This window comes from Opitutia bacterium, from assembly GCA_016217545.1.
Lineage (GTDB): Bacteria > Verrucomicrobiota > Verrucomicrobiia > Opitutales > Opitutaceae > Didemnitutus.
Genome location: JACRHT010000016.1, coordinates 406,201 through 419,373 on the forward strand (window position 1 = coordinate 406,201; position 13,173 = coordinate 419,373).

General features: G+C 66.8%; 9 protein-coding genes. 3 read left to right on the plus strand and 6 right to left on the minus strand.

Annotated features, from left to right (window positions below):
* Window positions 1–8: 8 nt before the first annotated feature.
* The 4 genes from glpK to HZA32_14280 all read right to left on the minus strand — a co-directional run bounded on the left by glpK (window position 9) and on the right by HZA32_14280 (window position 5,050).
* On the minus strand, window positions 9–1,502 hold the full coding sequence (gene glpK / locus HZA32_14265; GenBank protein MBI5425239.1) for a glycerol kinase GlpK: 1,494 nt from the start codon (window positions 1,500–1,502) through the stop codon (window positions 9–11).
* 114 nt (window positions 1,503–1,616) lie between these two features.
* A complete protein-coding gene (locus tag HZA32_14270) occupies window positions 1,617–2,654 on the minus strand; it encodes a transketolase family protein (GenBank protein MBI5425240.1) in 1,038 nt (345 codons plus the stop codon).
* A gap of 136 nt (window positions 2,655–2,790) precedes the next feature.
* Window positions 2,791–3,624, minus strand: a complete 834-nt coding sequence (locus HZA32_14275) for a transketolase (protein MBI5425241.1) — start codon at window positions 3,622–3,624, stop codon at window positions 2,791–2,793.
* 1 nt (window position 3,625) lies between these two features.
* Window positions 3,626–5,050 (minus strand): fucose isomerase, encoded by a 1,425-nt coding sequence (locus HZA32_14280; protein MBI5425242.1) that lies wholly within the window; start codon window positions 5,048–5,050, stop codon window positions 3,626–3,628.
* 168 nt (window positions 5,051–5,218) lie between these two features.
* Here HZA32_14280 and HZA32_14285 point away from each other — a divergent pair, with 168 nt between their 5' ends.
* Window positions 5,219–6,082 carry a helix-turn-helix domain-containing protein gene (locus HZA32_14285; GenBank protein MBI5425243.1) on the plus strand — a complete coding sequence of 288 codons (864 nt, stop codon included), beginning with the start codon at window positions 5,219–5,221 and terminating at the stop codon, window positions 6,080–6,082.
* A 452-nt stretch (window positions 6,083–6,534) separates the two neighbouring features.
* On the opposite strand, the gene HZA32_14290 is transcribed toward HZA32_14285, so the two are convergent.
* Window positions 6,535–8,412 carry a right-handed parallel beta-helix repeat-containing protein gene (locus HZA32_14290; protein ID MBI5425244.1) on the minus strand — a complete coding sequence of 626 codons (1,878 nt, stop codon included), beginning with the start codon at window positions 8,410–8,412 and terminating at the stop codon, window positions 6,535–6,537.
* Window positions 8,409–9,212 carry a helix-turn-helix domain-containing protein gene (locus HZA32_14295; GenBank protein MBI5425245.1) on the minus strand — a complete coding sequence of 268 codons (804 nt, stop codon included), beginning with the start codon at window positions 9,210–9,212 and terminating at the stop codon, window positions 8,409–8,411. The genes HZA32_14290 and HZA32_14295 overlap by 4 nt, the downstream gene beginning before the upstream one ends.
* Window positions 9,213–9,412: 200 nt before the next feature.
* Between HZA32_14295 and HZA32_14300 the strand changes: the two genes are divergently transcribed.
* Both HZA32_14300 and HZA32_14305 read left to right on the plus strand, forming a co-directional pair.
* Window positions 9,413–10,690 (plus strand): hypothetical protein, encoded by a 1,278-nt coding sequence (locus tag HZA32_14300; protein MBI5425246.1) that lies wholly within the window; start codon window positions 9,413–9,415, stop codon window positions 10,688–10,690.
* The gene (locus HZA32_14305; protein MBI5425247.1) at window positions 10,687–13,077 is read left to right on the plus strand and encodes a prolyl oligopeptidase family serine peptidase; all 2,391 of its coding nucleotides are present in this window, start codon (window positions 10,687–10,689) and stop codon (window positions 13,075–13,077) included. Before HZA32_14300 ends, HZA32_14305 begins: the two co-directional genes overlap by 4 nt.
* The last annotated feature ends 96 nt before the right edge of the window (window positions 13,078–13,173 follow it).

Here is a 13,173-nt window from a genome sequence, read left to right on the forward strand (position 1 = left end):
GGACAAGTTCAGGGTTCGCGGGGGAAGATCGTCTGTCGCACCGCGTGACGCCAGCCCAACGCGAGCTCCGCGACGCGAGCATCGTCCATCATCGGACGATACACCCGGCCCGCTCGCGGCGTGGTCGCGAGCTCGTCGAGCGAGGAAAAAACGCCGAGCCCGAGCAACCCCGCACTGACGGCGCCAAACGCCGAGCATTCCGCGAACGGTGCGAGCCGCAACTCGGCGCCGGTGACGTCCGCCGTGAACTGCATCAAAAACCGGTTGTTGGTCGGGCCGCCGTCCGCGTGGATCGCGCTCACCTCGAGCGCGGCGTCGGACCGCAGGGCCTGCAGCGCGTCGCGCAACTGGAACGCGATCGATTCCTGGGCCGCGCGCAGCACGTGTCGGCGGTCGCTGTGCGTCGTCAGGCCAACGATCGTCGCGCGCGCATCGGCCTTCCAATACGGCAGACCGAGCCCCGAGAAAGCCGGCACGAGGTAGACGCCGCCATTGTCCGGCAGCTCGGTCGCCATCGCCTCCACGCCGTCGAGCGAGTCGACGAGTTTCAACTGGTCGCGCAACCACGTGAGCGTCGACGCCGCCGCGATGATGATGCCTTCGAAAGCGTAGGTCGGCGCGCCATCGCGCACCCAAGCGAGCGCGGTCACCACGCCTTGCGACGAACGGCGGAACTCGCCGCCGATGTTGAGCAACACCGACGAGCCGGTGCCCAGCGTCACCTTGGCGGAGCCACGCGCAAAGCAACCGTGCGCGAACAACGCGGCCTGCGAGTCGCCCATCACGCCGCAAATCGGGAGCGCCCGCGGCAGAATGCCGTCCACCGTGGTCGTCCCGAACCGCGCAAAACTCTCGCGCACCTCGGGCAGCGCCTGCGGGGGAACTTGCCACAGCGCGCACAGCTCCGCGTCCCAACGCAGGCGGCGCACGTCGAACAGGAGCGTGCGGCTCGCGTTCGTGTGGTCGGTCGCGAACACGGCGCCGCGCGTGAGACGGTAGATCAGGTAGGCGTCGACGGTGCCGATGAGCGCCGCGCCGCTCTCGAGTTGCGCGCGAAGATCGGGACGCTCACGCACGAGCCACTGGAGCTTCGACGCGGAGAAATACGGATCGATGCGCAGACCGGTGCGCGATTGGACGAGTTCATCGTGCCCGGCGGCGGCGGCTTCGGCGCAAAGCTTCTCGCTCCGGCGGCACTGCCAGACGATCGCGCGATGCAACGGGCGGCCGGTGGCGCGATCGAAAACGACGATCGTCTCGCGTTGATTCGTGAGACTGAAACCGAGGATCTCCCCCACCTCCGCGGCATGCCGCGCGAGCAGCGCGCGGATCGCCGCGAGGACGTTCTGCCAGATTTCCTCGGCATCGTGCTCGACCCAGCCCGGCTGCGGGTAGTGCTGCGCGTGGTCGCGCGACTCCTTGTCGAGCAGACGCCCATCGGTCGCGAAGAGCATCGCCTTCGTGGCGGAGGTGCTTTGGTCGACGGCGAGGACGAAGGGCATGGAATTCTCGAACCAGTTTTACCCACGAATGAACACGAATGAGCCCGAATGCCCGGAAATGACATCCACAGCCGATTCGTGTCCGTTCGTGTTCATGCGTGGTTTTTTCAGAACTCAGGGAGCCAGCAGTGCGAGCGCGGTGTCGCGCAGGGCCTCCATGCTGATCCCGTAGTGCCGGAACAGATCGGCTTGGGCGCCAGTGACAGTGTCTTCGTCGGGGAAGCCGACCATCTTGAACTTCGGGGCGAGGCCGGTTTGCAGCAACGTCGCGGCGACCGACTCCCCCAGCCCGCCCGCGAGCATGTGTTCCTCGACGGTGACGACCGCGCGACACTCCCGCGCCGCCGCGAGCACCGCGGCGGTGTCGAGCGGTTTGATCGTGTGGAAACTCAGCACGCGGGCGCTGACGCCTTTCTCGGCCAGCGCCGCGGCGGCGAGCAGCGCGTGGACGACGGTCTCGCCGCTCGCGAGGAAAGCGACGTCGGTGGTGGGAGCGAGCTTGCTCGCGACGGCTCCCGCTGAAGTCGGGAGCAAGCTCCCTCCCACAGGATAGATGACACGGGCACGTCCGGCCTCAAACGAGCCGTCCGCATGGGGAAGATCCAGCATCGCGGCCTTGCCAAAGCGCAGGAACACCGGGCGCTTCGCCGCGGCAGCGTAGCGGACGGCTTCGCGCGTCTCGAAGTTGTCGGCGGGCGCAATGATCGTGATGTTGTGGATCGCGCGCATCACGGCGAAGTCGTGCAGCGAGTGGTGCGTCGAGCCGAGCGCGCCGTAGCTGACGCCGGCGCTGATGCCGACGAGCACGGCGGGGACATTCGAGTAGCAGATGTCATTCTTGATCTGCTCAAGCGAACGCGCGGTGAGGAAGCACGACGGCGAAACGCCGAACGGTTTTTTGCCGCAGGCGGCGAGGCCGGCGGTGATGCCGACGAGGTTCTGCTCGGCGATGCCGACCTCCACGATCTGTTTCGGCAGCGCTTTGCCGTAGGGAGCGAGTTTGCCGGAGCCGCGCGAGTCGGAGGTGACGGCGACGATGTTGCGGTCGGTGGCCGCGAGCGTGAGCAAGGTGTCCGCGAACTCCTCGAGATTGGCGCGGCCTTGCTTGAGGCCGAGTTTCCCGGCCATCGCCTTGGCGGCGGGCGTGAACATGGACGGTGCGGGCGCGCTCATCGATTCGCCTCCTGGGAGAGCCCGCGTCCTCGCGGGCCGGGGTGCGCGGGTGTGAACCGGATAACGTTCGCGGCCCGCGGGGACGCGGGCCCTCCTGCGCAATGCCGGGGCGCGCTCATGCGGAGGCCTCCTGAAATCTCTTTTCGGCCGCGTCGAGTTCGGCGAGCGCCTGCGCGAGTTCGGCGTCGTTCGGGACGCCGTGGTGCCACTTGCCGACGTTTTCCATGAAGCTGACGCCCCTGCCCTTCACGGTGTTCGCGATCACGAAGAGCGGCTTGCCGGGGTGCGGCGTGGTGAGCGCGGCGGTGAGTTGCGCGTAGTCGTGGCCGTTGACCGTGCGAACGTCCCAGCCGAACGCGCGCCACTTCTCGTCGAGCGGCTCGTTCGACATGACGTCGCGCGTGTGACCGGTGATCTGGAGCGTGTTGTGGTCGAGAATGGCGACGAGGTTATCCAACTTGTAGTGCGCGCCGGCCATGGCAGCTTCCCAGTTGGAGCCCTCGGCGAGTTCGCCGTCGCCGAGCAGCGTGAACACGCGGTAGCTCGCGCCGTCCATCTTAGCGGCGAGCGCCATGCCGAGGCAGATCGGCAGGCCGTGGCCGAGCGCGCCGGTGTTCATCTCCATACCGCGAATTTTTCGCGTGGGATGTCCGACGTAGTAGCTCTGGTAGTGGCAGACGGTGGCGAGGTCGGCATCGGGGAAGTAGCCGCGATCGGACATCACGGCGTAGAGCGCCTCGACGCAGTGGCCTTTGCTCTGCACGTAGCGGTCGCGCGTGGGCGAGGCGACGGTCTCGGGCGCGATGTTGAGCACGCGGTTGTAGAGCGTGTTCAGGATGTCGAGGCACGAGAGCCCACCGCCGGTGTGCCCAGCCCCGGCCTCGTGGATGAGGCGGAGCATGCGGCGGCGCAGCGCGAAGGATTTGAGCGCGAGATCGCGGTCGGTCATGTCACTCCTGCGGCGCGCCGTGGTGGTAGACTTCCCAACCGAGGTAACGCTCGAAGGCTTCGGCCAGCACACCCGCGGTGCGCGAGGCGTTCATGACGACGTGGTGCTCGAAGCCTTCGCGGCAGACGTGCCGCATCAGCTTCTGCAACTGCGGCACATGGGCGACGGCACGGTTGCCGAAGGTCTTCAATTCGTCGTTGGTGAGCTGGCCCTCGCCGACGTAGGTGCGGATTTTGCCGGACACGTCGTCGGTCGTGATGCGGCCGTAAGTGAGCGGCGCGGCGGGCGTGCGTCCGTCGAGCGCGCCCCAGGTGTTTTCCACGCCGAGCGTGGAGCCGAGGATGGGCGCGTTGAGGATCTTGATGTCGGGGAGGAAGGACTTGGCCCAGTTGCCGCAGTGGAAGAGCACGCACTTGTCGTCGGCGGCGCCGTAGTTGTTGTTCCAGTCGACGAGGGCGCTCGGCGATTGCGAGGCGAGCTGCATCGCATACATCGTGAGCACGCCGGTGACGTCGACCTCACACGCGCTCGGGAGGAGATTCTCGCTCATCATGCTCATCGAGGTGCAGACGTTGCAGCCGTGGTTGGCCTGCAGCGACGTCCAACACTGGATGGCGGTCGCGTCGAGGTAGTTGGCGGCGACGAAATCGTCGAGCACGACGCCGAGGCGCGCCATTTGCGCGAGCTTCGCAGGCGGCACGGCGGTGGCGTTGGCGTAGGCGCGAATCTCTTCGATCTTGGCGACGAGCTTGGCGTCCTTGTCGCCGAGCTTGCCGGCGGTGCCGAGGATTTCAGAAAGGTCGACCGTCGTGACGCTGATGCCGTGGCGCTCGAGGATTTTTTCCGAGTAGCGGACGGTGTTGAACGCGCCCGGCCGCGCGCCGACGGCGCCGATGCGAACCTCGCGAAGGCCTTGCACGACCCGGCAGACCGCGACGAAGTTTTCGAGGTCGGCGCGGAACGAGGCATCGGCCGGATGCACGACGTGCTTCGTCGTGAGCGTGTAGGCGATGCCGGCTTGGCGGAGATTGTTGCAGACGGAAATCTTGCCGCACCACGAATCGCGGCGGCGCACGACGTCGAGTTTGTCGAGGTCGTCCGGGTAGCCTTGCACGAGCACGGGGACGTTGAGGCCGGCGAGCTTCAGCGTGTCGGCCACGCCCTTCTCGTCGCCAAAGTTTGGCAGGCACACGAGGACGCCGCTGAGGCGGTCGCGGTGCTGGCGGAAAAGTTCGGCGCACTTGCGGGCGTCGTGGTGCGTCTCGACGCTGCCGAGCTTCGTGGCATTCGGGTCGAGCATGACGGCCTCGATGCCGAGTTCGCCGAAGAGCTTCGTGATGTCCGCGCGCGCATCCGGCACCAGCCGGTCGGGGAAGAAGTCGCGGTTGCCGAAGATGACGCCGAGCGCCACGGGAGTTTTTTTCATGTGAACGGCGGACGCGGTTCCAGACCGCGCCGGATGGGGCTAGTGGTGAAGGAAAATGTCGGGGTGGACGCGGTCGCAGTTGACCGGCCGGAAAAGACTATCCTAACTTCCGGGTGGTTTCTTCCGCGTTTGCGCCTAATTCTGCCGGAATCCTAAGCCGGAAATTCGATGGTTCAGTTCGACCCCAACCGCCCCGATTTCACTCCCTACGGCTTCACCTGCGTCCGGTGGAATCCGTCGCCGATGCGCCGGCCGGACCACCACAATGAAATCGAGATCAACCTGCTGCAGTCGGGCTGGGTCACTTACCTGCTGGGCGGGCGGAAGGTTCGCATCCCCGCCGGGATGCTGAGCGCGTTTTGGGCGGCGGTGCCGCACCAGATCATCGATTTCGGGCCGAAGACCGAATACTTCGTCGCGACGATTCCGCTCTCGTGGTTCCTCCAGTGCCGCGTCTCCGAGCGGTTCGTGCAGCAGCTCATGCAGGGCGAGGTGCTGATGGAAAAGACGGAGGACCGCGCGGCGTTCGACGAGGCGCTGTTCGCGCAATGGGAGCACGATCTCGAGAACGCGAACGACAAGGTGAAAGACATCGTCATGCTCGAGATCGAGGCGCGGCTGCGCCGGCTCGAGTCGCGCCTGCCGGCCAGCGCCGAGGCGCGCAAGCGGCAACGGCTCGCGCTGCAAGCCGGCGGCTTGAACAAGGTCGAGCAGATGGCCTGCATCGTCGCGCAACGCTACACCGAGCAGCTCACCGTCGCGGAGATCGGCAAGGCCGTCGGCCTGCACCCGAACTACGCGATGAACCTTTTTAAAAAGGCCTTCGGCACGACGCTGATCGACTACATCACGACCCACCGCGTGTCGCACGCGCAGCGGCTGCTGGCGACGACGGACGAGAAGATCGTCGATATCGCCTTCAGCTCCGGCTTCAACTCGATCAGCCGCTTCAACGAGGCGTTCCGCCGCGCGTGCGGCTGCACGCCGCGCGAATACCGCGTCGAGCACGAGACCTCCGAGACGGAACGCTGACGGCGCGGACCGCGGCGCGACGAACCGGAGCGCGACTCCCTCATCGATCGTCCGGCTTGCTCGTCGCCGCGCGTATCGAGGATATCATTTCACGAGGAGGATTCTGTTCCTCGCTCGGAACACAGCTGCCGGAGGAACCCGGTCGCGGCGTTCCCCCGAACGCCGCGACCGAGCGCCTAACCAAACGACCGGCAGAGGGCGCGATCGCCGCGTTGGAACGGGCAATTCGCCAATCCGGTCTTTTCGGCAAAGGGATTCATCGTGGGAGGCTCGCACCCAGGCAGTGATTGGGCGCCCGGAGGGGAATGGCGCGCAACTGGGGTTGAGGTGACGCCCCACCCTACCCCACAAACGCGCTCGGCGCCTCCGGTCTTCGCACAAATATTCCCAGCATCCTAAGCGCGCCCGCACGCGCCGACCGGCGGCAATAGCCCGCCGCTGTGCGCGACGGGTCAGCGCGCGAGCTCGGCGGCGCGGCGTTGGCGCCACGCCGGCTCGAGTCCGGCAGCGGCCTTGATCGTCGCGCTCACCTGCGGGCCGTTGTTCGTCCACACGTTGCCCGGACCGGTGGCGTTTTGCAGGAATCGCTCGGCCGGGCACCAGTTGTCGCGCACGGTGATGAACGTCGAGCCTTCGTCCGTGTAGAGGTAGAACCAGTGTTCGGAATCGTGCACGTAGGGACTCATGACGATCTGATCGACGACGTTTTCGCTGACGATCGTGCCCGGCTGGTTGGAGAGCGTGTAGATGCCGGCGTTGTCGGCGGTGCGCGTGGCGATGCGTTGGAGCAGGTTCGCGTGCACGCGGTTGTTGCGCATTGCGTTCGGCGTGCGCGTCCAGCCGAAGCCCAGGCTGATGCCCGTGTAGGACGTGTCACGGATCTCATTGTGCTCGATCGCGGCGTCGCGCACGAAGCCGGCGATGATCCCCACTCCGCCCCAATCCTCGTTCGCGCAATCGGCGATGAAATTATTGGCGACTCGCACACCGGAGACCACGGCGCGCTCGTCCGCCGGCGCGTAAGGCAGATGCGCTTCGAAGCCGCCTTCGGCAAACGAGCCTAGCATCACGCCGTTGATTCCGATATCGCGCCCGACGCAGCCCTCGACCGCGCTGTCGCGCACGCCGGTCTGCAAATCGATCCCGTTCGCCGCGACGTGGCGCACCGCGCAATCGACCACGCGCACATCGCGCGCCGCGCTGACTTCGATCGCCGCCGGCGGACGCCCGAGCCACGCCTGATTGTCGAGGCTCCGCCAATCGGGCGTGCCCTTCGGCTTCAGCGAATACGCATCGAGCATGAACAAGCCGGCCTGCAGCGGCACATGGCCGAGCAGCGACGGGCGCAGCCAAGTGGTGTGAGCAAACTCGATGCCCTCGATCGTCACGTGCTCGACCGGCCGGTCGAGCGTGCCCGCGACGCGCACGAGCGTCTCGAGCGCCGGCGCAACCACGTCCGCGCGCGCAAGGTCCTCGTTCTCGCGCGGCCAGTAATAGACGACACCCGCGCGCTGGTCCGCGAACCACTCGCCCGGCGAGTCGAGAAAAACGAGGGAGTTGCTGAGGAAAAACGGTGCGTTCTTGCCGTCCTTGCCCGGCATGGGCGGCTGCGGCCACGGATGCTCGAATTCCACGCGGCTTTCCGGATCGTGAAACTCCAAGCGCGCCACCTCGCCGGTCACGGCGCGGCTCTTGATCCGGAGCACGGCAATTTCCCACGCCTGCAACAGAGTCATTTCCACGCCGCGCAAGTCCTCCGACAGCGCGAGGCTGGCGGGTATCTCAGCGCGCCGCGCCGTGCGATCCCAACCGGTCAAGCGCTCCATCTCATCGCCATTCGGCGTGCGCGCGCGAACCGCTTTGCGACCGTTGACCCACAGTTGGCGGAACTCGAGCAAGCGTCCGTTGAACGTCGGCAGCGGCGCCGCCCAAACGTGACCGCGCGCCGCGACCGGCAAACCCGCCGGCGCGTCGTCGACCTTGCGCCAGTCCTCCACGCGCACGCCGCCGCTGACCACCGGACGTTCGCCCGGAGCCGCGATGATTCTCGTCGGCGCGGTCACCATGCCGCCGTCTTCCGGGCGCAGGAAAACCGGTTCGTAGAGCGAGTAAGTGCCACCGCGCAGGACGACGCTCACGCCGTCCGCGGCCTCTGGCGCCTTGAGCCGGCGCCATTCACGACCCTGGCGCAACGCGGCGTGCACAGTCGCGAGTGGCGCATCGACCGTGCCGGGATTGGTGTCCGCTCCGTTGGGCGCGACCCAAATCTCACCGGCACCGGCGACGACGGCGCCGGCCAACGTGAGGGCGGCGAGACAGGCCGCTCTCATTTCTTCGTTCCCTCGTGCAGCGCGTGCTGCAGGCGATACTCGCGCGGCGTGCAGCCGCACGCGCGGCGGAACGTTTCGTTGAAGCGGCTGATGGAGTTGAAACCCGAGGCGAACGCGACCTCGACGATCTTGTCGTCGGTCGTCGCGAGCAGGCGCTGCGCATGCGAGATGCGGTGGTGCATGAGGTAATCGAGCAGCGTCGTCCCAAACGCCTTCTTGAACAGGCCCATCGCGTAGTTGGGATGCAGGCCCACGCTGCGACCGATTTCCGTCACCGTGAGTTGTTCGGTGTAGCGCTGGGCGATCACGCAGGCGATCTGCTCGACCTTGTTGAGTTCACCGCCTTGCAGGCTGGTGGCGCGCGCCTTGGCTTTCGGACCAGCCGAGCCGACCGCAAGCGGCAGCGCCCCGATCATGCGCCGCAGGCGGGCTTCCATCTCGAGCATGACGACGTGACGCACGTCGTCGTCGGGCTGCTGGAGATCCTGTTCCCATTGGGCGAAGAGATCCTGATCGTGGCGCTCGCGCGCGCCGAGTTTTTCGGTCAGCACCTCGCCGCGCAGCAGTGGCTGCACGAAGCGGTCCGTGAGTTTGCACTGCAGGAACCACGCGAGCGGAATCGTCGCCACGAAATACGAGGTCTCCTTCGCGAAATCGACGATCTGGTGCGGAATCGCCGCCCAGAACACGTTGAGCGAACCGGCGTCGAGCTGCACCTTCCGCCCGCCGAGCAGGTAGCTGACGTTGCCCTTGGTGAGGAGGTTCAGTTCGATCTCGTTGTGGTGATCCGGCCGCCGCATGGGCGAAGGCGTCCAGTGCACGCAGGAGAATCCATACGGCGTGAAGTCGGGGCGATCGGGATCGAAGGAGACGTAGGGCAAGTCTTAGGAACGCGACAGTAACAGCGGGAAAACCGATAGCAGGGAGCCGGAAAATTGGATAAGAATATTGGCAGGTCAACCCCCACAGTCCGTCGGGCCGAAATTTTTCCGTGCCATTGTTGAACCCTGTCGCTCGGCCATTGCGGGCAGCGCGCGCTGCGCTGCTCAGCCTGAGCATTGCCTGCGCGGCCGCCATCGTCGCGCCCGCCGCAACGCTCGCGTGGAAAAGCACCGCCACCGGCCGCGACGTGCCGGTCGAGCTGCTCGCCTCCCCTCGCAGCGATTCCGCGCCGGCGCCGCTCGTCGTCTATTTGAAGAATCTCGCCGCGCCGCGCCTCGGCACCGAGAGCGACGAGGCGATCGTCGCCGGTTTCCGGCGCGAGGGCTATCAGGTGGCGGTTTTCGACTACGGGAAGAATTCCCGCGCCCGCTGGCCGTGGATCAATCGCGACTTCGCGGAGCTGCGCGCAGCGATCCACCGGCGCGCGTTTCTCGCCGACGTGAAACTCGATCCGGCGCACATCTTCATCGTGCCGGCCGGCCACCGCCTGCGCCGCGACGTGCCGTTCGCGCGCGACGGCGCGCGCGTGCTCGCGATGGATATTCTCTACCCGGCGAAACCGGCGCGCCCCGTCGGCACCGTCCTCGAATTCTCCTGCGACAACGCCGATCGCATGGGCAATTTCTCGCTGCAATTCTGCACCGACACGCTGCTCGAGGGCGCGGCGACGGAGGGCTTCGCCACCGCGATGGCCGACCATCCTGTGCCCGCGCCCTACAAGGGATTCGACGCCATGCCGGAGTGCGCGCAACGCATCAAGGCCGCCGTGCGCACGCTGCGCGCCGCAGCCGGCGAGTTTCCGCTCGATGGCCGCATCGTGCCCGTCGGCTTCTCGCGCGGCAGCGGCATGGCCCTGATGCTCGCGACGACGCAGGGACGCGCGGAGTTCGACTCGCTCGGTGCGCATCGCGGCATTTCCAGCGACGTGCAGGGCGCCGTCGTGCTCTCGGGCCGCTTCACCTACCTCGACTTGCTGCCGCAGGACCCGATGATTCCGCGCTACGTCGCGGCGTGGGGCGAGCGCGCCGCGCACCTCGAAACGTGGCGCGCCCACGGAGCGCTCGACTACCTCGCCGCGCCGACCGTGCCGCTGTTCCTCAGCATCAACGCCACCGAGTCGCCCGAAGCCCTCCACCAAATGGAAGTGCTGCGCACGCGGCTCGGCGCACTCGGTTCTCCATTTGAATTTCATCCGGAGAACGAGCCACGCGGCCACCGCGTGCCGCTCGCCCCCGAGGTGCTCGATCCTTTGCTCATCTACCTGCGCGCGCGGCTCGGAGTGGCCGCGACCGGGCCCGCGCCCTCTTCTCCGCCCGTCCGTTCGCCTCCGCCATGAAACTACGGCTCGCAGCCCTGCTTCTGTTTTCAGCCGCGCTTACCCTCACCCGCGGCCAGGAATTTGCCCCCACCGGCATCACCAATGCCAACCGGGTGCCCGAGACGGCGCTGCCGCCGCCCGTCGTGCCTGACGCTGCCCGCTTCAACGACTACTTCGAACCGCTCCGCACGGAACACGCCGCGATTTCACCCGACGGCCGCTACCTTGCCTTTTCGATCCGCGAGGACAGCAAGCTCTACGTCGTCACCGCCGACTTGAACCAGCCCGACGCCGCGCGCGCCAAAATCCTGGTCGCCGACGACGCGACTTCGACCCCGGCGCAGATCGCGCATCAATTCGAGCCGACGCCAGCGCGCATCCTCTGGATGTCGTGGTCCACGCCGACGCGCCTGGTGATCCAGACCAATCGCGTGACCGACACCGCCATCGGCTTCCCGCCTCGCTGGATCAGTGCGTCCGGCGCCCTCTTCGGCCTCGACTTCGACGGCCGGAACGCCGGCCAGCTGGTCGGTCCGCGCGACCTCGCAGAGAGCCAACTCTCGCTCCCCAAGTCGACGCTCGTCGACCGCTTCACCGTGCAACGCGACGACACCTCGTTCGAACAACGGGTGAACACGCCCGACCGTCCCGCCGCGACCGACACCTCCGGCGGCAAATTCGGCAACGATCTCTCGCCGACCACTAACCCCGAAGTCAACTCGGCTCCCGATGCGGCCGCGTCGTCCCTCACCGAACGCCCCGGCAAGGAACCGCGCTCGCTGCGCACGCTCCGCCGCGATCCGCTGCACCCGGACGCCGTGCATCTCCTCGCAACCGGCGCGGGAGAGACGCGTTCGCTCCAGCTTCTCTCGGTCAACTCCACGACCGGCAAACTGACCGTCGTGAACAGCGACCGCGTCCGCGCCGACCAGGACTTCCTCCTCGATCAACAAGGCTTCATGCGCCTCACGATCCCGAACTCGATGCTCTCGAAGTTTCCGTTCCGCTACGACTACCTCGGCGCGAAGGCGGAAGGCGCAGGCAAGCCGCTCGCTGCCGCCCTCGGTTTCGGCGAATTCGCGATCTCGCCACAGAATTATTTCGGCGAACGCGAACTGCCGCTCGGCTTCGACTCGACGGGCGACGTGCTCTTCTACGCCTCCAACCGCGGCCGCAACACCTTCGCCGTCTACGGCCGCCATCTCAGCAACGGCCAGCCGGCCAACGTCGCGTTCGAGAGCCCGCACTTCGATCTGATCGGCGCTCCCGCCGACGCGTTTCCGCCGGACACGCTCGTGTTCGATCCGCACACGCAGGAATTCGCCGGCATCCGCTACGATGCCGCCATGCGCACCACCGCCTGGCTCAAACCCGAGTGGCGCGAAGTGCAGGCCACGCTGGAAAAGAAATTCCCCGGCCACGCGGTCGACATTCTCGATTGGGATGCCGCCGGCCGCCGCTTCATCATCGCGACGCAGAGTCCGGCCGACGCCGGCGCGTTCTACGTTTTCGACCGCGAGCGCAGCCAGCTCTCCCAATTCGCGCGCCGCGCCCCGTGGCTCGACGCGCAGCACACCTTCGCGACGATTCCGTGGCGTTACGAACGCGCCGACGGCACACCGATCACGGGACTCGTCACCGTTCCGACCAGCGCACGCATCAAGCCGTTTCCCATGGTCATCGTCTGCCCCGATGTGCCGTGGCAGCACGTGAGCTCGAATTTCCGCACGGAAATCCAGGCGCTCACCGACATGGGTTTCGCCGTCGTGCAATTCAACGGCCGCGGCGCGTGGGGGCTCGGCGTCAAGCACCGCGACGCACTCCGCGCCGGCTACGATCTCGTGCAGGTCGACGACATCCTCACCACCATCGACGAGCTGGAAAAACGCTTTCAGGTGAACCCGAAACGCGTCGCGCTCTTCGGCCGCGGACACGGCGGCTTCATCGCGTTGCGCGCCCTGCAGGATCATCCCGAGCGCTTCCGCTGCGCCGTCGCACTCGACGCGCCGATCGACCTCGCCGGCTGGATCCGCGAGCAATACTGGACCGAAGGCGCGGCGTTTCCACAACTCGTCCGCGGCGCCTTCGGCGACGAGGCGCGTCTGGCCGCGACACCGCTCAAGAGCCACCCGGAAAAAATCAAGAAGCCGATCCTCGTCCTCTCGTATCCGGGCCGCGAAGGCGAGTTGCGGCGCGGGCAATATCTCGCCGCGCGCGCCTTCGCCGCCGCGGCGGAAAAGAACACCGACGTCACCTTCGGCGACCTGCCGACCGACTACGCCCGCGGACTCCCGCGTGCGCGCGCCGGCTCGTTTTCGAAAGTCGAGGAGTTCCTCAACCTCCACGTCTACAGCTACAACGTGAAGCCCGGCGACATCCGCGAAGTGAAGGAGCCTGCGAAGTGATCCGCGCCGTCCACCACGCTGCGACTGCTCAACGTTCAGATTTGAAATTCCGGAATCCTCATCCCGGGCTTAGGAACTAGGCAGATTTCGCCCGCG